This is a genomic window from Litchfieldia alkalitelluris, assembly GCF_002019645.1.
GTDB lineage: Bacteria > Bacillota > Bacilli > Bacillales > Bacillaceae_L > Litchfieldia > Litchfieldia alkalitelluris.
Genome location: NZ_KV917374.1, coordinates 1118735 through 1140573 on the forward strand (window position 1 = coordinate 1118735; position 21839 = coordinate 1140573).

The following is a 21839-nucleotide window of genomic DNA, read 5'->3' on the forward strand; positions in this document are numbered from 1 at the left end:
TATATTAATAGTAAATAAAATTACATGTACGTACATAAAAAATTTTTTTATAAAAATAATTGACATGTACGAATGGGTGTATTACTATTTGAAGTGTAGAGAATACGTTTTCATAAGTTTTGAAAGAGAGACTTATAGTACGTTAGAAGCACCTTCTATAAAGGTATTTTCCTTAAAAAGAAAAAAAAGGAAATATAGGAGGACTCTTATGTAAACGCTTTACACGTACGTACGTTTTTACAGTTTTCTACAAATTTTTCGTTTGTCTTTAACTGCTTTTCAAAGGTTTCACAAATTTTTTATTCTTTAAAACTTATAAAAAATTATTAGGGGGAGATTTACTTGTTTAAATCATCTAAAAAAATCGGAATGATGATGTTGCTATTGGTTATGGTAATTAGTACTGTTCTTGCTGGTTGTTCGAGTGAAGGTTCTAGTGGTGACGGCAAAGACGGCGGAAAAGTAGAATTACAGTTTATGTTCAGAGGACAGCCGCAGGAATTAGAAGCTTATTCAGCGACTGTTAAGAGATTTGAAGAGTCACACCCTAATGTGAAAGTTAAAATGGTACAAGTTGCTCCAGATCAATATGATACAAAATTAAAAGCTGCAATCGCTGGACGTAAAATTCCTGATGTGTTCTTCTATAACCCGGCTCAAGTAAAAGCATACGTAAACTCTGGTGTATTAAAAGATATCACTGAGTTTGTAGAAGGTTCAGAAGATGTACAAATTGATGATATTTGGGCAGCTGGTGTTGCTAAATACCGTTTTGATGGTACAACACTTGGTCAAGGTGCGATTTACGGATTACCAAAAGACTTAGGGCCATTTGCTTTAGGTTACAACAAGACAATGTTTGAAGAAGCTGGAATCCCGCTTCCTGACAAAGATGTGCCATATACTTTTGAAGAATTTATCGACGTTTCTAAGCAATTAACAATAGATAAAGATGGCGATGGTAAAAAAGATCAATATGGAACAGGTTTCAATGTTAACTGGGCTCTACAACCATTCGTTTGGAGTAATGGTGGGGACTGGATTGATGAAACAGGAACAAAGGTAACAGTAGATACACCTGAATTTGTTGAAGCATTACAATACTTTGCAGATCAACAAAATGTACATGAAATCACTCCTTCTATTTCAGAAGCACAAACACTTGATACGTACCAAAGATGGTTAAAAGGTGAATTAGCATTCTTCCCTGTAGGTCCTTGGGATATGGCTGCATTCAAAGAACAATTAAAATTTGAATATGATTTATTACCATGGCCAGCAGGTTCAACTGGTGAGTCAGCTGCATGGATTGGTTCTCTTGGAATCGGTGTAGGCGCTACAACTAAAAACGCAGATGCTGCTGCACAGTTAGCATTGTACCTATCTGCTGACCAAGAAGGACAGCAAGCATTAGTAGATGCACAAGTTCAATTACCAAACAGTGTAACAGTTGCAGATGAATGGGCTGCTGATACTTCAATCAAACCTGAAAACAAGCAAGAATTTTTAGATATCATTAAAGATTATGGCCGCGGATTCCCTGCTGAAAAAACTTACACTGCTGAGTGGTATGATGAATTCTTTAAGAATATTCAACCAGTTATGGATGGTAAGATGACAGCTGCAGAATATGTGAAAGAAGCTCAGCCGAAAATGCAAAAACTATTAGATGCAGCGATCGAACAGGAAAAGCAAGCTGCTAAAAAGTAATATAAATTGTTCCTACATGTAACATGTATAAATGGTGCTAGTTTACTAGAGTCTACTAGCACCATTTATTCCTTTTAACTAAATTTTTTTGTGATAAGATATAAGAAAATTTTAAAAAAGGCAAATGTTTAACTTAATGCTCTTTGAAAGGGTGAGGAAAGATGAAAGCTACAACATCCAAGCTGCATCGCACAGAAGAAAGAAATGCCTGGTTGTTTATTGCAGCACCAATCTTAGGATTTCTTATTTTTGCATTAGTTCCTTTAATTTATTCAATATATGGAGCTTTTACGAACTGGGACGGTCTAGGACAAATGACGTTTATTGGCCTAGAAAACTTTATTAATTTATTTCAAGATGAGTATTTCTACAAATCTATGTATAATACGATCTTCATGATGCTTGGTATACCGGTTGGAATAGTACTAGCACTATTACTTGCACTAGGTTTAAATAGAGGGATTCCTGGAACAAATACATTCCGAGTTCTTTATTACATTCCTGTTGTATCATCAATCGCAGCAATTGCAATCCTGTGGCAGTGGGCTTATAACGGAGATTATGGTTTAGTTAACCAATTTCTAGCGATATTCGGTATTGAAGGACCCAACTGGCTACAAAATACCTCAACAGTAAAACCTGCATTAATTATTATGGCTGTTTGGAAGGGATTAGGCTACACAATGCTTCTATATTTAGCAGCTCTTCAAAGTGTACCAAAATCATTCTATGAAGCAGCTAAACTAGATGGAGCTAATGCTTTTAAATCATTCTTATATATCACACTACCGATGGTTAAACCTGTTACATTCTTCATTGTTGTTACCAGTATTATTGGTGGTGCTCAGATCTTTGCTGAAATTAACGTTATGACTCCTACAGGAGGACCGGAATACAGTTCAGCATCTGTAGTGTTTTATGTTTGGCAGAAAGCATTTGGTAACTTCCAATTAGGTTACGCATCTGCAATGGCCTTAGTACTGGGACTATTTATCTTCATCATCACTCTTATTCAGTTTAAAATAAATGAAAAAAGTTCATTTGATTTGGATTAATATAAGGTGTGTATAGAAGTAAGAGAAAGGGGCGTTTCAACATGGAAGTTGCAATTGAAAGTAAAAAGTCTGTTAAACCAGAATATATGTCTGAAAAGAAAAAAAATAGAATCACCAATACATTAATTTTCATCTTTCTGAGCTGTGGAGCTATCTTCATGGTAGCACCGTTGTTATGGATGTTCTCTACTTCACTTAAATCTAAAGAGGATGTATTTGCATTACCTCCTGTTTGGATTCCTGAAACCATTTCATTTGCAAAATATGCTGAAATTTGGAGTATGGGTCCGCTTTTATCTGGTATAAGTAATAGTTTAATTGTTGCGATCTCTGTTACAGTGATTGGAACGTTTACATCAAGTTTAGCAGCGTTTGCTTTTGCTAAACTACATTTCAGAGGGAAGAATAAAATTTTCATCATGCTGTTTGCATCTGTTATGATTCCTTATCCTGTAGTTATGATTCCACAATTCATCATGTTTTCTACTGTTGGATGGATTGACACTTTATTACCATTAATCATACCGGGCTTTTTTGGAAACATCTTCATGATTTTCTTTTTACGTCAGTTTTTAACAAGCGTCCCCAACTCAATCATTGAAGCGGCAAAGATTGATGGATGTTCTTATTTTCAAATCTTTTATAAAATCATCTTTCCGTTGATCAAGCCAGCGGTAGCGGCACAGTTGATTTTGTGGTTTATGGGAATCTGGAATGATTACCTCGCTCCAATTCTTTACTTGAACTCACCTGAAAAACAAACGTTACAGCTTGTAATTGCAAACTTTAACGCTTCATATGCAATTCAAAGTGATTATCCATTAATCATGGCGGCCTCAGTGGTTGCATTGTTACCGATGTTAATTGTTTTTATTATCTTCCAAAAGCAAATCATCGAGTCTATTGCGATCTCTGGTGTAAAAGGTTAATACCATTCAATCGAATGCTAGTGCATGTTGAAGAGAATGTAAAAGGTTAATAGAGAAGTTAAAAAGGCACTTATCAATTGAGTTTTACTGATAGGTGTCTTTTGTTTTAGGTTAACTTTGAGAGTGATTCTTTCAAAACAAAATCAGATGATAAAGTAGCTTATTTTGCATTATTTTGTTATCAAAGCAAGGAGTAATTATATGAAAAATAAATCACAGAAAATTATCATGGGGTTAGTCATATTATTTATTCTCATTCTAGGTATAGTGTATGGCTCGAAGTCATTTGCACCAAAGAAAAATGATTATTCAGGAGTCGAGCTTCCTGCTGCTCCTCAAGTGGAACCGATATTGAATGTTAACAATGACATCCTTTATAAGGAAGATGAATGGACAACTAATTTCACTCATGATGCAGCACTAATCAAAGCTGATGATTGGTATTACGCATTTTCCACAGATTACATGGTGGGAGCGACACCGACACCGGGTATACAGATTAGAAAATCAAAGGACTTAATACAATGGGAATTTGTTGGTCGAGTATTTGACCAAGTTCCATCAGAAGCATGGGAATGGACTAATGGAAACACCTTTTGGGCGCCTGATGTGTTCGAAATGAATGACAGGTACTATTTGTATTATTCTGTTTCAAGTGTCGGAAGTCGGAACTCATATATTGGATTAGCAACAAGTGATTCTATTGAAGGTCCATGGACAGATGAAGGTGCGGTCATAAAGTCAAAAGATGGTGATGATTTTACTGTAAATGCAATTGATGCTGGGATTACATTAGATGAAAAAGGTCAGCCATGGATGGTCTATGGTTCTTATTTTGGTGGTATTTTTATCACCCAACTTGATAAAAGTACCGGTAAACTAAAATACTCTAATGATGAAGGAACTTTAATTGCGCAAAGAAAGAATATGAATTTTGGAATAGAAGGACCAGAGATCATGTATAACCCTGAGACTGGATATTATTATTTAACGGTGTCCTATGAATGGTTAGAGGATACGTATAATGTAAGAACTGCTAGATCTAAAAGTATTACGGGTCCTTACCTTGATTATAACGATAAAAACATGATAGATACGACTGATGAATCTTTTAATACTGGAAATAAGATAGTTGGTTCATATGTATTTGATAACGATAGCGGTTGGCAAGGGACTGGCCATAACGGATTGTTAGAAGAAGATGGGGAGTATTATCTTACTCATAATGCTAGGCCTGGTGAGGATATCTATTGGTCACATTTACATGTAAGAAAGATTGTGTGGACAGAAGATGGATGGCCAGTTGTTTCACCAGAGAGGTACGCAGGTGAAAAGGAACAGGCTGTAACAGAAGAAAACATCATCGGTGATTGGGAAAAGATTTTGTTACCACGCTATGATGATAGTGTACAGGTTTCACAGCAAATTGAACTTTTAGAGAACGGAAAAACGAATGATGAATCTGGAAAGAGTCATTGGGAGTTAACTGATGATAATCTATTAAGATTGTCTATTTATGACCCAGGTATTGCTCCTGGAGATTATTGGAATTATGCGTTAAAAGTTGTTCCAGCTTGGGACTGGGAGAATTGGAATGGCACATTGGTGTTTACAGGAATGGATCAAGAAGGAACAGTCCTTTGGGGGAAGAAGAGGGTTGAGTAACCTGAGATGAAGATGTTCATGAATCAATCAAAAGAAAGTGAACTTCATTGACAAACATTACAATCTTTCAGTTAGTAATAGATTTTTCTGGCCGAAAGAGATGTTGATTTAAAGGTGAACATACTTCGAAGTTGTCGGGTGTTTGAATGGTACAAGAATTAAATAATACATCAATTAGAAGCGGTTGTGATAATTGGTGCTTATTTTTTCACCTTAAATAAATATTCCTAAAAAACTTTTAAATAAATATCAAAATACCATTGAAAAATTAAAGATAGGTGGTACAATCAAGTTAAAGGTTATACGTACAAGTTAGAGAGGTGAGTTAAGTTTTATATTTAACTTGTAGGGTTTTGAAATTCTCTTGAAATCAATCTTATTCTTGTACGTATAACAAAATATACACAAAAGGAAATCTTATAGTGAATAGTGAGTCAGTAGATGCTATAAAATTATGAAACTTAATTTTTATTTTAACTAGTTTGTAAACGTATTCTTATATTAAAAGGTAGGGTGAGTATAATGGCTAAATATTCGATTGGTGTTGACTATGGTACACAATCAGGAAGAGCTGTACTTGTTGAAATTGGAACTGGTAAGGAAGTTGCTACATCTGTAAAAGCATATACGCATGGTGTAATGGATGAGTTTTTACCAGACGGTACGACTAAACTGGAACATGACTGGGCATTACAACATCCAACAGACTATCTAGAAGTTTTACAGATTACGGTTCGTGAAGTATTAGATAAAGCACAAGTATCACCAGAAGATGTTATCGGTTTAGGAATTGATTTCACAGCTTGTACGGTTTTACCGATCGATGAGAACGGTACACCATTATGTTTGAAGCCAGAATTCAGTAAAAATCCTCATAGTTATGTTAAGTTGTGGAAGCACCATGCGGCTCAGGATGAAGCAAACCGTTTAAATGAGATTGCAGAAGCACGGGGCGAAGAATTTTTAAAGCGCTACGGCGGTAAAATTTCGTCTGAATGGATGATCCCAAAAGTATGGCAAATCTTAAATGAAGCTCCAGACATATATAATGAAGCAGATCAAATTCTTGAAGCGACTGATTGGGTTATCTCGCAATTAACAGGACAAGTAACGCGTAACAGTTGTACAGCAGGCTATAAAGCAATGTGGCACAAGCAGGAAGGTTATCCTTCAAATGAATTTTTCAAAGCATTAGATCCTCGTCTAGAGAATGTAGTTGAAGATAAGTTATCAAACGATATCGTTCCAATTGGCTCTAAAGCAGGCGAAATTACTGAAGCTGGTGCAGAGCTTACAGGATTAAAGCCAGGTACTGCAGTAGCTGTTGCAAATGTTGATGCTCACGTTGCTGTTCCTGCCGTAGGTATTACAGAGCCAGGTAAATTATTAATGATTATGGGTACATCTACTTGTCATATCTTATTAGGGGAAGAGGAAAAGATTGTCCCAGGTATGTGTGGAGTTGTAGAAGATGGAGTCATTCCTGGATTTATGGGATACGAAGCTGGGCAATCTTGTGTAGGTGACCATTTTGAATGGTTTACAGAGAACTGTGTGCCAGCTAGCTATTATGAAGAAGCAAAGGAACAAGGAATTAACATCCATCAATTACTTACAGAAAAAGCGAGCAAATTAGCAGTTGGTGAAAGCGGTCTCCTAGCATTAGATTGGTGGAATGGAAACCGTTCGACACTTGTAGATGCTGATCTTACAGGAGTTCTACTAGGGCAAACATTATTAACAAAACCTGAAGAAATATATCGCGCATTAATTGAAGCGACAGCTTATGGAACTCGTATGATTGTTGAAACATTCCGAAATAACGGTGTTCCTGTTAATGAAGTATATGCAGCAGGTGGTATTGCCGAGAAAAATACAATGATGATGCAAATCTATTCAGACGTTTTGAATATGGAAATCAAGATTTCTGCTTCTTCTCAAACACCAGCACTTGGATCAGCGATGTTTGGAGCGGTTGCTGCTGGGAAAGAACGCGGAGGCTATGACAATATTACAGATGCTGCAAAGGATATGGGAAGAGTCAAGGATTATGTATATCAGCCAAACTTAGCTGAATCAAAAGTATATGACCAACTTTTCTCTGAATACGCTCGTCTTTACGACTACTTTGGACGCGGTGCAAACGATGTAATGAAAACATTGAAAAAGATTAAAAGTACTAGCACTGAGAAAAAGGAGGAGGAGGTATGCTAGAACGCTTAAAGAGAGAGGTCCTTGAAGCAAATCTTCAGTTACCAGAGCATAATCTAGTTACCTTCACTTGGGGTAATGTTAGTGGAATCGACCGAAACGAAAACCTTGTCGTTATTAAACCAAGTGGTATTCCATATGACGAATTAGCGATAGAAGATTTAGTGGTCGTTGACTTAGATGGGAATATCGTTGAAGGAACATTGCGTCCTTCTTCAGATACCCCAACACATCTTGCGTTGTATCGTGCTTTCCCAACTATTGGTGGTGTGGTTCATACACATTCCCCGTGGGCCACAAGCTGGGCGCAAGCAGGTCGTTCAATTCCAGCGCTAGGAACAACACATGCAGATTATTATTACGGAGAAATTCCTTGTACACGTGAAATGACTAAAGAGGAAATTGATCGCGCGTATGAACTTGAAACAGGAAATGTGATTATTGAAACCTTTACTAAAGAAGGCCTTGATCCAATTGCTATGCCTGGGGTTCTCGTATTTAACCATGCCCCATTCTGTTGGGGGAAAAATGCAAAAGAGGCTGTACACAATGCCGTGGTGTTGGAAGAAGTAGCCAAGATGGCACTTCATGCTTTCCAACTAAATCCGAATGTGAAACCAATACAGCAGTTCTTACTTGATAAACACTATTTAAGAAAGCACGGTGCTAATGCCTACTACGGCCAAAAATAGTTATTAAGTAAGAGAGATCATAAAACTAGTAGAATATAAAAAAATAAAATTACTATAGGGGGATATACCCATGTTAAAAACAACAAAAGAGTATGAATTTTGGTTTGTAACTGGAAGTCAGTTACTTTATGGAGAAGACGTTCTAAGACAAGTAGAAGAACACTCTAAAACAATTGTAACTGGTTTAGATAATGACGCTTCTGTATCTTATAAACTAGTATTTAAGTCAGTAGTAAAGGATTCAGATGCGATTCGTGATTTAATTCTTGAAGCGAATGGTAATCCAAGCTGTGCAGGTATCATTACATGGATGCATACCTTCTCGCCTTCTAAGATGTGGATTGCAGGATTAGCTGCTTTACAAAAACCACTTTTACATTTGGCTACTCAATTTAATCGTGATATTCCATGGGAATCTATTGATATGGATTTCATGAACTTAAATCAATCAGCACACGGTGACCGTGAACATGGCTTTATCCACAGCCGTATGAAAGTTAAACGTAAGGTTGTTGTGGGTCATTGGGAGAACGAAGAAGTTAGAGAGCGTATTGGTAGCTGGATGAGAACTTCAGTAGCATTTGCTGAAAGTAAGGTTCTGAAGGTTGCAAGATTTGGTGATAACATGCGCCAAGTAGCTGTAACTGAGGGTGACAAAGTTGAAGCACAAATCAAGTTTGGCTGGACTGTAAATGGCTATGGTGTTGGCGACCTTGTACAAAAAATGAATGATATTACAGAACAAGAAGTAGAACAACTAGTTGCTGAATATGAAGAGCTTTATGATTTTACTCCTGAGGGACTTACAGATGGTCCAGAAAGGGATTCAATCAAATATCAAGCTAGAATCGAACTTGGAATGAAAGCTTTCTTAACAGAAGGTGGATATACTGCTTTCACAACTACTTTTGAAGATTTACACGGAATGCAACAACTTCCTGGTCTAGCAGCACAGCGCTTAATGGAACAAGGCTATGGATTTGCTGGTGAAGGTGATTGGAAAACTGCAGCTCTTGTTCGTTTAATGAAGATTATTGCTGGAAATGAAGATACATCATTTATGGAAGATTACACGTATCACTTTGAGCCAGGAAACGAATTGGTTCTTGGTGCTCATATGCTTGAGATTTGTCCAACCATTTCAGCTACTCGACCTAAAATTGAGGTGCATCCACTAGGTATTGGTGGCAAGGAAGACCCAGCTAGAATCGTGTTTAATGGTAAAGGTGGTTCAGCATTAAATGCATCGATTATTGACTTAGGACACCGTTTCCGCCTGCTTGTAAATGAAGTTGATGCAGTTGAACTAGAAGAGGAAATGCCAAATCTTCCTGTAGCAAGAGTACTATGGAAAACTCAGCCATCATTAAGTCAAGCAGTTGAAAACTGGATTCAAGCTGGTGGAGCACACCATACCGGATTCTCTTACAAAGTAACAACTGAGCAATTAAGAGACTTTGCTGAATTAGCTGGAATTGAAATGGTAGTTATTAATAACGATACAAAAACAGAAGCATTCAATAACGAACTTCGCTGGAACGATATCTTATACCGTTAATCTGAAATTATGTGGTTTAACTAAATGAGGGCTATTAGAAATAATAGCCCTTATTTAATAGATATATAGATTTTAAGATTACTATATTACTTATAAAGAAGGCCTTTATAAGAATGAGTATTTGCAACATAGAGGATGAGATCGTGTACTTACTTAGTGTGGAATGAGCGGAGAACCACTTGACTCCTGCAGGATCTAGTGGTCTTTAGGAGACCCCGCAGGAGCCAAAAAGCGACGAGGAGGCTCCCGGACCACCCCGCGGTATCCCGCGAGTGGATCGTAGCTCATGGAAATCCACTACCAAGGTGATTTCCAGGATTAGATTTCAAATAAAATCACAACCTATATTTTTCAATGGAGGATTCGTCTATGAAAAACAATGTTATCGTAAACACCGATATTAAAAAAGGCACAATTAACAAAAATATATATGGTCATTTTGCAGAGCATCTAGGCAGATGTATTTATGAAGGAATCTGGGTTGGTGAAGATTCTTCAATCCCAAACACAAAAGGTATTCGTAATGATGTGCTAGAAGCGCTTAAGAACATAAAAGTTCCAGTCCTTCGTTGGCCAGGTGGATGTTTCGCGGATGAGTATCACTGGAAAGATGGAGTAGGTCCTAGAGAAGAACGTAAGCGTATGGTTAACACACACTGGGGCGGTGTTGTTGAAAATAACCACTTCGGAACCCATGAGTTCATGCTTCTTTGTGAATTACTAGAATGTGAACCATATATTTGTGGAAACGTTGGAAGCGGTACCGTTCAAGAAATGTCTGAATGGGTTGAATATATGACCTTTGAAGGTGAATCTCCGATGGCAAATTGGCGCCGTGAAAATGGAGCAGATGAGCCATGGAAGCTAAAATATTTTGGCGTAGGAAATGAAAACTGGGGTTGCGGTGGAAATATGCGTCCAGAGTATTACGCAGACCTTTATCGTCGTTTTCAAACATATGTAAGAAATTATGGCGATAACAAAATTTATAAAATTGCCGGCGGGGCAAATGTCGATGATTATAACTGGACTGAGGTATTAATGAAAAATGCTCATTGGTTAATGGATGGACTCAGCCTTCATTATTACACTATTCCAGGAGATTTCTGGCTAGGAAAAGGCTCTGCGGTTGATTTCCCTGAAGAAGAGTGGTTCATTACGATGAAGAAAGCTCTTCATATGGATGAATTAATTTCCAAGCACAGCACAATTATGGACAAATATGATCCGAAAAAGCGAATTGGCATGATCATTGATGAGTGGGGAACTTGGTTTGACGTAGAACCTGGAACGAACCCAGGATTTCTATATCAACAAAATACAATTCGTGATGCACTAGTAGCAGGTTTACATTTTAACATCTTCCATAATCATAGTGATCGCGTTCAAATGACAAATATTGCTCAAACGGTGAACGTACTACAAGCAATGATTCTTACTGAGGGTGAGAAGATGATTCTTACTCCAACATACCATGTATTTGATATGTATAAAGTACACCAAGATGCTGAATTGTTGGCTGTTGATTCTTCATTTGGAACGTATGAACTTAATGGAGAAACTCTACCACAAGTGACTGTATCGGCATCTAAAAATGCAGAAGGAAAAATTCATATCAGCTTATGTAATATTGATCACCAAAATGAGTCAGTACTTGATTTAGATCTTCGTGGTTTAAATGTAGGTGAAGCAAAAGTGTCAGGAACAATCATTACTGCAGACACTATGAATGCTCATAATACTTTTGAACAACCAGAGGTTGTAAAGCCTGTTGAATTTACAGGGGTAACATTAAACAATCAAAAATTAGACATAAAGCTTCCAGCGATGTCTGTTGTTACATTAGTAGTAGAATAAAACATAAGGGGAGAAAAAGCAGTGAATAAGCAAAGTCTATGCAAAGGCTGCGTTGAAACAGTCATTGTTTCAGAAGAAGTCATTGAAGAGCTCGTGAAGGAAGCAGAGGAAGATTTATCTGTGGTCGTGTCTGATGAAATCTATGCAGCAAGGTTGAGAATTTGTGAAGGCTGCCCCTCCCTTCAATACGGTACAACTTGTGCTCATAGCGGATGTATTGTCCGCTATCGAGCTAAATTTAAAAATAAAAGCTGTCCATTTTCGGGGAAGCCAAAGTGGGAAAAGGTTGGGTAATCTAAAAGATTCCTAACAATATTAATAGAAGTTTTTTATCCTGCAAAACTATGAAGATAGTAGAAAGGAATAAACTATGACAAATAATAAAGCAAAAATGATTTTAGAAAAAGACTTTAAAATCTCTGAAATAGATAATCGTATTTATGGTTCTTTTATTGAACATTTAGGACGTGCGGTATATGGTGGCATATATGAGCCAGGTCATCCACAAGCAGATGAATTTGGATTCCGCCAAGATGTCATTGAAATGGTAAAAGAACTTCAAGTACCACTTGTACGATATCCTGGTGGAAACTTTCTTTCAGGATATAACTGGGAAGATGGGGTAGGACCTGTCGAGAATCGTCCCCGTCGACTTGATTTAGCATGGCGTACAACTGAAACAAATGAAATGGGAACAAACGAGTTTATGAAGTGGGCAGAGCTTGTTAATGCGGAAGTGAACATGGCGGTTAACCTTGGAACTCGTGGCATTGATGCTGCTAGAAATCTAGTGGAATATTGCAACCATCCTGGTGGATCTTATTATAGTGATTTACGTATCTCTCATGGTGTTAAGAACCCGTATAAAATTAAAACGTGGTGTCTCGGAAACGAAATGGATGGTCCTTGGCAAATTGGACATAAAACTGCTGCGGAATATGGTCGTTTAGCTCAAGAAACAGCGAAAGTTATGAAGTGGGTTGATCCAACGATTGAGCTTGTTGCATGTGGTAGTTCGAACCGAAACATGCCTACTTTTGCTGATTGGGAAGCAACAGTTCTTGATTACACATACGATCATGTAGAATTTATCTCGCTTCACCAATACTATGGAAACCGTGATAATAACATCTCGAATTATTTAGCACTATCATTAGAAATGGATGATTTTATCAAATCTGTTGTTTCTATTGCTGATTACATTAAAGCAAAAAAACACAGCAAAAAGAAAGTGAACCTTTCGTTTGATGAATGGAATGTTTGGTACCACAGCAATGATCAAGATAAGTTAATTGAGCCATGGAGCATTGCACCAGCACAATTAGAAGACATCTATAACTTTGAAGATGCGTTATTAGTTGGTTGTATGTTAATTACATTGCTGAAAAATGCAGACCGCGTTAAAATCGCATGTCTTGCTCAGTTGGTGAATGTAATCGCACCTATTATGACAGAAAACAATGGTCCTGCATGGAAGCAGACCATCTTCTATCCATACATGCATACATCTGTATATGGACGCGGAGTATCTTTAAACCCGATTGTTTCAAGTCCTAAGTATGACAGCAAAGATTTCACAGATGTACCTTACTTAGAATCAACAGCTGTATACAATGAAGAAAATGAACAACTAACAATCTTTGCTGTAAACCGTCATCTGCAAGAAGGTCTAGAACTAGAAGTAGACATCCGTAACTTTGAAGGCTATGAAGTAGTAGAACACATTGTGCTTGAGAATGATGATGTTAAGCAAACTAACTCTGCACAAGGCACTCCTGTAGCTCCTCATTCAAACGGAAATGCTAAAACTGAAAATGGAAAAGTGAATACATTATTACCTAAGTTATCTTGGAATGTGATTCGTTTGGCAAAACGTAACTAATTATAAGACCTTAATTGTAAGTGTGAATTCATGTGTAAAAATTCCATACCTTCTCCTATTTAATTGGAAAAGGTATGGAATCATTTATATATGGGGAAAAGTTTCTAGGAATCAGGAGGATTAATAGATGGAAAAATATATTGCTAATCTAGTAACCCTGGCCGAACAATGTGATTGTGGTAATCATCACAACCCCATCACTATCGAAAAGATATCAGTTGGGAAAGAAGTATTACTAGAACTAGTATCATTCCTGAAATCAAAAGGATATAAAAAGCCTATACTGATTGCCGATGTTCATACGTTCGAAGCAGCGGGTGTGTCAATATCAAAAGACTTAACTCAATCTAATATTTCCTTTTCGGTTAGCTTAATCAAACCGGATGAAAACAATGATGTTGTGGCAGATGAGAAATCCTTAGTTCAAGCCCTATTAGAGATGCCCCAAGATACAGATGTAATCATCGCTGTAGGGGCTGGGACAATCCATGATATCGCACGTTTTTGTAGTGCTAAAACAGCAGTGCCGTTTATTTCTGTACCAACAGCGCCTTCTGTCGATGGTTTTACGTCCATGGGCGCGCCACTTATTGTTAGAGGAGTTAAAATCACCTATCAGATGACGGCACCAATTGCCTTATTTGTTGATATTGGTATTTTAAAAGATGCCCCTAAAAAAATGATTGCAGCTGGCTTTGGTGATATGCTTGCAAAATTCACTTCACTAGCAGATTGGAAATTTGATCATCTTGTAAAAGAAGAGCCGTATTGTCCACTTGTTGCAGAAATAACACGTGAAGCATTAGATGCTTGTATGGAACAGGTTGATTCGATTGCGGATGGTGATGAAAGAGGAGTTCGTATTTTAATTGAAGCACTAATCAAATCAGGGCTTGCGATGCTAATATTCGGACAATCTCACCCTGCCTCTGGTGGTGAACATCACCTATCACATTATTGGGAGATGGAATTTTTACGCCAAAAACGTCCTGCAATCCTTCATGGAGCTAAAGTAGGGGTATCAACTTCGCTTCTTGCTGGGATATATAAGGAAAAGTTTCTTCCATTTATTTTGGATTCATCTCGTTTACATTCATTTGAAGACAAAGCTATTGTAGCAAAAATTTCGGAAAACTTAACAGAAATTAATCATGTCTATCAACAGATACCAGAATCAGGTCAGCTTCGTAGGTTACTAGAAAAGCTTAGTGGCGAAACAATTCCAGCACAACTAGGTATTGATGATGAACTAGTAAAAGCGAGCTTAAGTGAGGCCCACAACTTACGAAAACGTTACACAGGCTTAAAATTTTTGAACGAGATAAATGTTCAATCAACACTCCTAAAATAGTGTAGTCTATTAATTTAAAGAAAAAGGTGATTATCATGCAAAAAGTAGAAACTATAAACAATCCAGTTATCGAACAAAGAGCAGATCCATGGGTCTATAAACATACAGACGGTTTTTATTATTTTACTGCCTCAGTTCCTGAATATGATCGAATTGAAGTAAGACGCTCGAAAACAATTCAAGGATTAAAGGATGCTGAAACTGTAACAGCTTGGACGAAACATGAGAGTGGCGTAATGAGTGCAAATATTTGGGCTCCAGAAATTCATTATCTAGATGGAAAATGGTATATCTATTTTGCTGCAGCTCGTGAAGATGCTATTTTTGATCACCGTATGTATGTGATTGAAAATGACTCAGAAAACCCATTAGAAGGAAGTTGGGTAGAAAAAGGACAGGTGAAAACCGACTGGGAATCCTTCTCGCTTGATGCGACAGTTTTCGAACACAAAGGACAACGATACTACGTATGGGCTCAAAGAGATCCTGAAATCGTTGGTAACTCAAACCTATATATTGCAAAAATGACCAATCCATGGACCATAGAAGGTCCTCAGGTACTGATTACAAAGCCTGAATATGATTGGGAGACAATTGGCTTCTTAGTGAATGAAGGTGCCGCAGTTTTAAAGAGAAACGGAAAGATTTTCATGACTTACTCAGCAAGTGCGACTGACTATAATTATTGCATGGGATTATTATCGGCAGATGAAGATAGTGATTTATTAGATCCAAAATCATGGTCTAAATCATCGGAACCAGTTTTTCAAACATCTGAAGAAAATAGTCAGTATGGACCAGGACATAACAGTTTTACGGTTTCAGAAGATGGGACTCAAGATATCCTAGTCTATCATGGTCGTAATTATCGTGAGATTGTTGGTGATCCACTATGGGATCCAAACCGCCATACCCGTGCACAAGTTTTCACATGGAATGAAGATGGGACTCCGAACTTTGGTGTTCCTGTTGCAGATGCAAACAAAGAATAAAAGACAAGTTTTAAAAGGAGGATGTTAATTATGGTACAGGTTACAATTGACCAAGCAAAAAGAGCCCAAGATTTATTGATTGAGCAAAGAGCAGATCCATGGGTGTATAAACATACTGATGGATACTACTACTTTACCGCGTCCGTACCTGAATATGATTTAATCGAAGTAAGACGTTCACAAACGATCAAAGGACTAGCGGAAGCTGAACCAGTGGTGGCATGGAGAAAACATGAAACAGGTCCTTTAAGTTCACTTATTTGGGCACCGGAACTTCATTATATTAATGGAAGCTGGTATATCTATTTCGCTGCAGCAAAATCAAAAGAAATCGTAGATGGTCTGTTTCAGCATCGAATGTATGTGATTGAAAATAAATCAGAAAATCCATTAGAGGGTACATGGGAAGAAAAAGGCCAAGTGAAAACTGATTGGGAATCTTTTGCTCTTGATGCAACATCCTTTGAACATAATGGACAGCAGTATTTGGTATGGCCACAAAAGGACCCGGATATTAAAGGAAACTCTAATCTTTATATTGCTCCATTAGAAAACCCATGGACAATTAAGGGTCCACAGGTCATGATCTCAAAGCCAGAATATGATTGGGAAACGATTGGGTTTTGGGTAAATGAAGGACCAGCAGTAATAAAACGGAATGGTAAGATTTTTATTTCTTATTCAGGTAGTGCGACTGACGAAAATTATTGTATGGGTCTATTAACTGCCGATGAAACTAGTGATGTAATGGATCCGAATTCATGGACTAAATCTAAGGAGCCTGTGTTTAACACGAACTATGAAGCTGGCCAATTTGGTCCTGGTCATAACAGTTTTACTGTTTCTGAAGACGGTACAAAAGATTTACTGGTCTATCATGTAAGAAACTATACAGAAATCGTTGGAGATCCTTTATATGATCCTAATCGCCATACATGTGTTAAAGAATTCACTTGGAATCCTGATGGAACACCAAACTTTGGAATGCCACGATAATTTACAACGATAAGTTCTTTTGAAAATAGAGAGATTCATATCACCGTTTGATATGAATCTTTTCTATAACTTGTAGCACACAAAGCAAAAGGAGAGAGTTATATCATGAATAATCAAAAAGGTTTTGATGGCGTTAATTTTTACGAAATGAACTGGGACCTAAAGGGTGACTTATTAGCACATGATCCTGTGATTGCAAAAGAAGGTTCCAAGTGGTATGTATTCCATACTGGAAACGGAATTCAAGTAAAGTCATCAGAAGATGGTGTCAATTGGAAGCAAGAAGCTCCTATTTTTTCAACTTTACCAGAATGGTGCAAAGAATATGTCCCGGAAAAAAATGAGGAGAGCATTTGGGCTCCTGATATATATTTTCATAATGGAGTTTATTACATATACTACTCAGTTTCTACCTTTGGTAAAAATACTTCAGCCATTGGTTTGGTAACAAACACCACATTAAATCCTGATAATCCTAACTTTGAGTGGAAGGATTTGGGGCATGTTATTTCTTCAACTGCATCTAATGACTATAATGCAATTGATGCAAATTTAATTTTCGATCAAGACGGTACACCATGGGTGAATTTTGGTTCATTTTGGTCAGGATTAAAGCTTATTGAATTGGATCCTGTAACAATGAAGGTAAAAGATGGTGCTGAGTTATTATCTATTTCAAGTCGAACCGAGCAACCTAATACGATTGAAGCGCCATTTATCGTACATCGAAACGGATATTATTATCAGTTTGTATCTTTCGATTTTTGTTGTCGTGGAGTTGAAAGCACTTATAAAATCTACGTGGGAAGATCAAAGGACATTACAGGCCCGTATGTGGATAAGAATGGTGTCTCTATGATGTCAGGTGGCGGGACATTAATTGATGCAGGGGGCGGACGCTGGATTGGCCCAGGCCACTGTGCGGTGTATTTCTCTGACGACTCATCCATTTTAGTTAATCATGTGTATGATTCCTTGAATGAAGGAAAACCAACCCTACAAATTAGACCTTTATTTTGGGATACAGATGGTTGGCCACATTTATAAAAAACACCAAAACAGTGTAAATAATTAAATATATTAGAAAGGGCTTACTAGAGTTGTGAGTCCTTTTTTGACAGGTAGATTTCTATGACAAAATAAATTGCATCATGGATAATGAAAAGGTTGTTATCCTTGGTTGGATGAGCGGAAGGTCACTCGACTCCTGCGGGATGCGGCGGGCAAAGTGAGACCCCGCAGGAGCCCGCCCTTGGCGACGAGGAGGCTCACGGACCACCCCGCGGTATCCCGCAAGTGAATCGCAGCGCTTTTCATTCCCTTTGTTGGGCTTTTGGCATGAGAAAGGGAACGAAACAATGCTTTTCATTCCCTTTGTTGAGCTTTAGGCATGAGAAAGGGAATGATTGTTGACCTTTGGCATGAGAAAGAGAATAAAACAACGCTTTTCATTCCTTTTGTTAGGCTTTAGGCATTAGTAAGGGAATTGGGACTCTCCGACCTATGTATTTTCAGGGTAGACCCCAATGCTAATAAAATTCGCACCATGGAGTATGAAAAATTATACTTAGCTTAGTGTCTAGCTCCAGGCGCTATCGCCTCTCAGGTATAAGTCAATCCACCCTAGCCTTCTAGCCGTCTTGTCTTATACCTGTCGCCGATGAACGAGCGCCTTCCGTATTTCTTTTTTCAGGGTAGAAGAATTTTTATAAATATTTATTCTCTACCCTATGTCTTAAGCATAAATATACTGTAAAAACTATTTCCTTTTTTTTAACATACCATTTGTCAAAACAACTTATTATGTTATATAGTTTAGTTATAAATATTTAGGAGAGTGATGAAGTCTTGGACAGTATACCCTATGACTCGATTATCTTATTAGGGGCTTTATTAATTTTATCAGGTTATTTTTCTGCTACAGAAACTGCATTGACGAGTGCGAGTAGGTTAAGATTGCGGGCGCTTGCGGAGAGTAATAACAGCAAAGCAAAGCGATCGTTAAAAATGACTGAAAATTTCGACCAAACATTATCAACGATTCTTATTGGTAATAACATTGTAAATGTTGGAATGGCGACAGTATCAACCCAAATCGCGATGGATCTATTTGGTAGTGAGGCTAGTACAGTCTTTGCCACAACAATTGTTATTACGATAATGATCTTAACTTTTGGAGAAATTTTACCTAAGTCATTAGCAAACCAATGGGCCGAGAGATACCTGTTAAGTGTTTCTGCTTCCTTGTTGATAATTATGAAACTCTTTTATCCAGTCACCTGGTTATTTGTAAAACTGAAGCTAATCGTCAATAAGATGATAGGTTCAAAAGGTGAAGAACCAACCGTTACTGATGAAGATGTCAAGACGTTGTTGGATATTGGGGAAGAGGAAGGGACATTTCTCACTACGGAAAAAGAATTGATGTATAATGCAATGGAATTTAATGATGTGGTTGTTAAAGATATTTTAACACCACGACCAGACGTTGTTGCCGTTTCGCTAAGTATGACAAACGAAGAAATAAAAGAAGTTTTTATTCAGGAAAAATATTCTCGAATGCCAATTTACGAAAATAACATCGATAAAATCGTTGGGGTCATCTCCCATAGAGATTTTTTTGAACAATATGTACAAAACCAACTGTTTGATATAAATAGTATTATTCGATTGCCGCTATTCATTATTCCAACATTAAAGATCTCAACTTTATTAAAGGAATTTCAAGAGCAACAAATTCATCTTGCTATTGTTCTTGACGAGTATGGTGGCACTTCTGGTGTTGTCACAATGGAAGATGTGATTGAAGAAATTGTGGGCGATATCTGGGATGAGCATGATGATAATGAGGTATTAATTGAGAAATTAGACGATGATAAGTATAGGGTTGATGGAAAATTGCCAATTGAAGATTTCTCGGAAAAGTTCAATATGCTTACTTTAGAGTATGAGTCTTCAACCATCAGCGGTTGGATAACAGAGATATTTGGCTATTTACCTAAAAAAGGTGAAACAATTCATTTTGAATCTCTGAATATACTTATTGAAGAAGTAACAAATCGACGGATTCAGAAAGTTGTTATTAAAAATAACACGAATATGAATCAATCTGCTTAATCATACGAGAATACATCCGACAAGTAATAAACAAACTCAGTTTAATATTTTAATATTGTTTCCCTAAAGGGGAGTAGCTTTTACAGCAAAGTCGTCATTTCGGAGTTTTTGACTCTCGGCTTTGTTGGCAACTAAAACGTTGTTAGCAAGACCTTTACCTGTGGTAGAGGTCTTTTCTTGTGAAAATAAACCTTTACCATAAAAGATGGTAAAGGTTTTTATAGTTTTCTTGGGGTCTAATATAATCCTCAAACAGGGAGAATTGTCGTGTAAAAACAATAAATAAAGAATATATTAAATAATTTTAGTCAAAATACAAGAGAATTAGTTTTATTTCATTTGGAGGTAGGTTTAGTTTGGGAATTGAATTATTAGTACTAGGTGTACTAATTATATTAAATGCGTTTTTTGCAGCTTCAGAAATTGCTTTAATTTCGTTAAATGATAACAAAGTGAAAATGATGGCTGATCGTGGAGATAAAAAAGCAAAGATGCTTTACAATCTTTTATCTGAGCCAAGTCGATTTTTAGCAACAATACAAATTGGGATTACTCTGGCAGGCTTTTTGGCAAGTGCATTTGCAGCAGAGAGCTTTGCAGGAAGGTTAGCAAGCACACTATACGCTATGGGTATTCCCATCTCACAAGCACTTCTTGAAACGATATCAGTGATTGTGATTACGCTTATTTTATCTTATTTCACATTGGTACTTGGTGAACTCGTTCCAAAAAGACTTGCTCTTCAAAAGGCAGAGGCAATCTCGATGTTTGCGGTGGTACCTCTCACATTTTTATCAAAAATCTCAGCGCCTTTTGTTAAATTGTTAACCTGGTCCACAAACGGAATTGTTCGACTCTTTGGCGTTGATCCAGATGCTGAAGATGAAAATGTGACTGAAGAAGAAATTCGAATGATGGTTGATGTTGGAAAAGAAAAAGGAACCATTCAAGAAGAAGAGAAAGTTATGATTAATAACATTTTTGAGTTTGATAATAAAACTGTATCAGACATTATGACTCACAGAACAAATATTGTAGCAATTCCTGTTACCTATAGCCTAAAAGAGACGCTTCAAACTGTTAAGATTGAACAATATACAAGATTTCCGGTTTATGAAGAGAGAATTGACAATATAATAGGAATTCTCCATGTAAAGGATCTAATTCAATTTGTGGAGAACTCGGGTGAAAGTCAATTTAACCTGAAAGAATTAATCCGTGAGCCATATTTTGTTTTAGAATCTAAAAAGATTCATCACCTGTTTAAAGATATGCAAAAGAATAATGTTCACATAGCCATTGCGATTGATGAATATGGTGGGACTGACGGAATTGTAAGCATTGAGGATCTTATTGAAGAAATCGTTGGGAATATAAATGATGAATATGATGAACTAGAAATCGATGAGGAACAAGTTCAAATCATTAATAATCACACGTTTGTGATGTCAGGGACAATTAACCTTTACGAGGTTGAAGATGTACTGAGGGTAGATTTACCAACTGATGAGTTTGATACACTAAGTGGTTTTTTTATCGGACAACTCGGATATATTCCAAATTTGGACGACAAGCCAACAATTGAGTATCAAAATATAACTTTCACTGTAGCTGAGATGGATGATAAACGAATCCTAAGAATTCATGTGTTAGTCAAAGAATCAGTGGGTTTAACAAAAGATTAAAGATAATATAAAGTGATGGACTCACCTTATTGGTGGGTTCATATGTATATGATTTAAATTTTAATTGTATGATTACCACTCATTTCCACTTCATAGAAGTTGACTTCTAATGATTGGTGATGTATTATAGGAAATGTAG

The 21839-nt window shown here is 37.1% G+C and carries 16 protein-coding genes; all 16 read left to right on the forward strand.

The features are described 5' to 3' along the window. Positions 1-372 precede the first annotated feature (372 nt). The 16 genes from BK579_RS05070 (at position 373) to BK579_RS05145 (ending at position 21700) form a co-directional block, all read left to right on the forward strand. On the forward strand, positions 373-1710 hold the full coding sequence (locus BK579_RS05070; protein WP_078550397.1) for an ABC transporter substrate-binding protein: 1338 nt from the start codon (positions 373-375) through the stop codon (positions 1708-1710). A gap of 161 nt (positions 1711-1871) precedes the next feature. Continuing rightward, on the forward strand, positions 1872-2765 hold the full coding sequence (locus tag BK579_RS05075) for a carbohydrate ABC transporter permease (protein ID WP_078543986.1): 894 nt from the start codon (positions 1872-1874) through the stop codon (positions 2763-2765). 86 nt (positions 2766-2851) lie between these two features. Continuing rightward, entirely contained in the window at positions 2852-3694 is an 843-nt protein-coding gene (locus BK579_RS05080) for a carbohydrate ABC transporter permease (protein WP_078550399.1), read from the forward strand. Between the two features lie 201 nt (positions 3695-3895). Beyond that, complete coding sequence (locus BK579_RS05085; RefSeq protein WP_204524682.1) at positions 3896-5359, forward strand: arabinan endo-1,5-alpha-L-arabinosidase; 1464 nt, start codon at positions 3896-3898, stop codon at positions 5357-5359. A 522-nt stretch (positions 5360-5881) separates the two neighbouring features. Beyond that, on the forward strand, positions 5882-7573 hold the full coding sequence (gene araB / locus BK579_RS05090; protein ID WP_078543987.1) for a ribulokinase: 1692 nt from the start codon (positions 5882-5884) through the stop codon (positions 7571-7573). Further along, complete coding sequence (gene araD / locus BK579_RS05095) at positions 7567-8262, forward strand: L-ribulose-5-phosphate 4-epimerase (RefSeq protein ID WP_078543989.1); 696 nt, start codon at positions 7567-7569, stop codon at positions 8260-8262. Before araB ends, araD begins: the two co-directional genes overlap by 7 nt. Before the next feature lie 70 nt (positions 8263-8332). Continuing rightward, entirely contained in the window at positions 8333-9820 is a 1488-nt protein-coding gene (gene araA, locus BK579_RS05100) for an L-arabinose isomerase (protein WP_078543990.1), read from the forward strand. 369 nt (positions 9821-10189) lie between these two features. Then, a complete protein-coding gene (locus tag BK579_RS05105) occupies positions 10190-11677 on the forward strand; it encodes an alpha-N-arabinofuranosidase (protein ID WP_078543992.1) in 1488 nt (495 codons plus the stop codon). 21 nt (positions 11678-11698) lie between these two features. After that, a complete protein-coding gene (locus BK579_RS05110; RefSeq protein ID WP_078543994.1) occupies positions 11699-11971 on the forward strand; it encodes a DUF6171 family protein in 273 nt (90 codons plus the stop codon). Between the two features lie 76 nt (positions 11972-12047). Continuing rightward, positions 12048-13559, forward strand: a complete 1512-nt coding sequence (arfA, locus tag BK579_RS05115; RefSeq protein WP_078543996.1) for an arabinosylfuranosidase ArfA — start codon at positions 12048-12050, stop codon at positions 13557-13559. 127 nt (positions 13560-13686) lie between these two features. Next, complete coding sequence (locus tag BK579_RS05120) at positions 13687-14910, forward strand: sn-glycerol-1-phosphate dehydrogenase (protein WP_078543998.1); 1224 nt, start codon at positions 13687-13689, stop codon at positions 14908-14910. A 35-nt stretch (positions 14911-14945) separates the two neighbouring features. After that, positions 14946-15902: a glycoside hydrolase family 43 protein gene (locus BK579_RS05125; RefSeq protein WP_078544000.1), complete on the forward strand. Its 957-nt coding sequence runs from the start codon at positions 14946-14948 to the stop codon at positions 15900-15902. 30 nt (positions 15903-15932) lie between these two features. Further along, entirely contained in the window at positions 15933-16898 is a 966-nt protein-coding gene (locus BK579_RS05130) for a glycoside hydrolase family 43 protein (protein WP_078544002.1), read from the forward strand. 105 nt (positions 16899-17003) lie between these two features. Further along, positions 17004-17945: a family 43 glycosylhydrolase gene (locus BK579_RS05135; protein WP_078544005.1), complete on the forward strand. Its 942-nt coding sequence runs from the start codon at positions 17004-17006 to the stop codon at positions 17943-17945. Between the two features lie 801 nt (positions 17946-18746). Next, a complete protein-coding gene (locus BK579_RS05140) occupies positions 18747-20015 on the forward strand; it encodes a hemolysin family protein (protein ID WP_078544007.1) in 1269 nt (422 codons plus the stop codon). A 356-nt stretch (positions 20016-20371) separates the two neighbouring features. After that, positions 20372-21700 (forward strand): hemolysin family protein, encoded by a 1329-nt coding sequence (locus BK579_RS05145; RefSeq protein WP_078544009.1) that lies wholly within the window; start codon positions 20372-20374, stop codon positions 21698-21700. Positions 21701-21839: the final 139 nt, after the last annotated feature.

Bases quoted from the DNA above. Each gene is read 5' to 3' on its own strand.
- BK579_RS05070 (WP_078550397.1), top strand. From the start codon at position 373: ATGATGTTGCTATTGGTTATGGTAATTAGTACTGTTCTTGCTGGTTGT.
- BK579_RS05075 (WP_078543986.1), top strand. From the start codon at position 1,872: ATGAAAGCTACAACATCCAAGCTGCATCGCACAGAAGAAAGAAATGCC.
- BK579_RS05080 (WP_078550399.1), top strand. From the start codon at position 2,852: ATGTCTGAAAAGAAAAAAAATAGAATCACCAATACATTAATTTTCATC.
- BK579_RS05085 (WP_204524682.1), top strand. From the start codon at position 3,896: ATGAAAAATAAATCACAGAAAATTATCATGGGGTTAGTCATATTATTT.
- araB (WP_078543987.1), top strand. From the start codon at position 5,882: ATGGCTAAATATTCGATTGGTGTTGACTATGGTACACAATCAGGAAGA.
- araD (WP_078543989.1), top strand. From the start codon at position 7,567: ATGCTAGAACGCTTAAAGAGAGAGGTCCTTGAAGCAAATCTTCAGTTA.
- araA (WP_078543990.1), top strand. From the start codon at position 8,333: ATGTTAAAAACAACAAAAGAGTATGAATTTTGGTTTGTAACTGGAAGT.
- BK579_RS05105 (WP_078543992.1), top strand. From the start codon at position 10,190: ATGAAAAACAATGTTATCGTAAACACCGATATTAAAAAAGGCACAATT.
- arfA (WP_078543996.1), top strand. From the start codon at position 12,048: ATGACAAATAATAAAGCAAAAATGATTTTAGAAAAAGACTTTAAAATC.
- BK579_RS05120 (WP_078543998.1), top strand. From the start codon at position 13,687: ATGGAAAAATATATTGCTAATCTAGTAACCCTGGCCGAACAATGTGAT.
- BK579_RS05125 (WP_078544000.1), top strand. From the start codon at position 14,946: ATGCAAAAAGTAGAAACTATAAACAATCCAGTTATCGAACAAAGAGCA.
- BK579_RS05130 (WP_078544002.1), top strand. From the start codon at position 15,933: ATGGTACAGGTTACAATTGACCAAGCAAAAAGAGCCCAAGATTTATTG.
- BK579_RS05135 (WP_078544005.1), top strand. From the start codon at position 17,004: ATGAATAATCAAAAAGGTTTTGATGGCGTTAATTTTTACGAAATGAAC.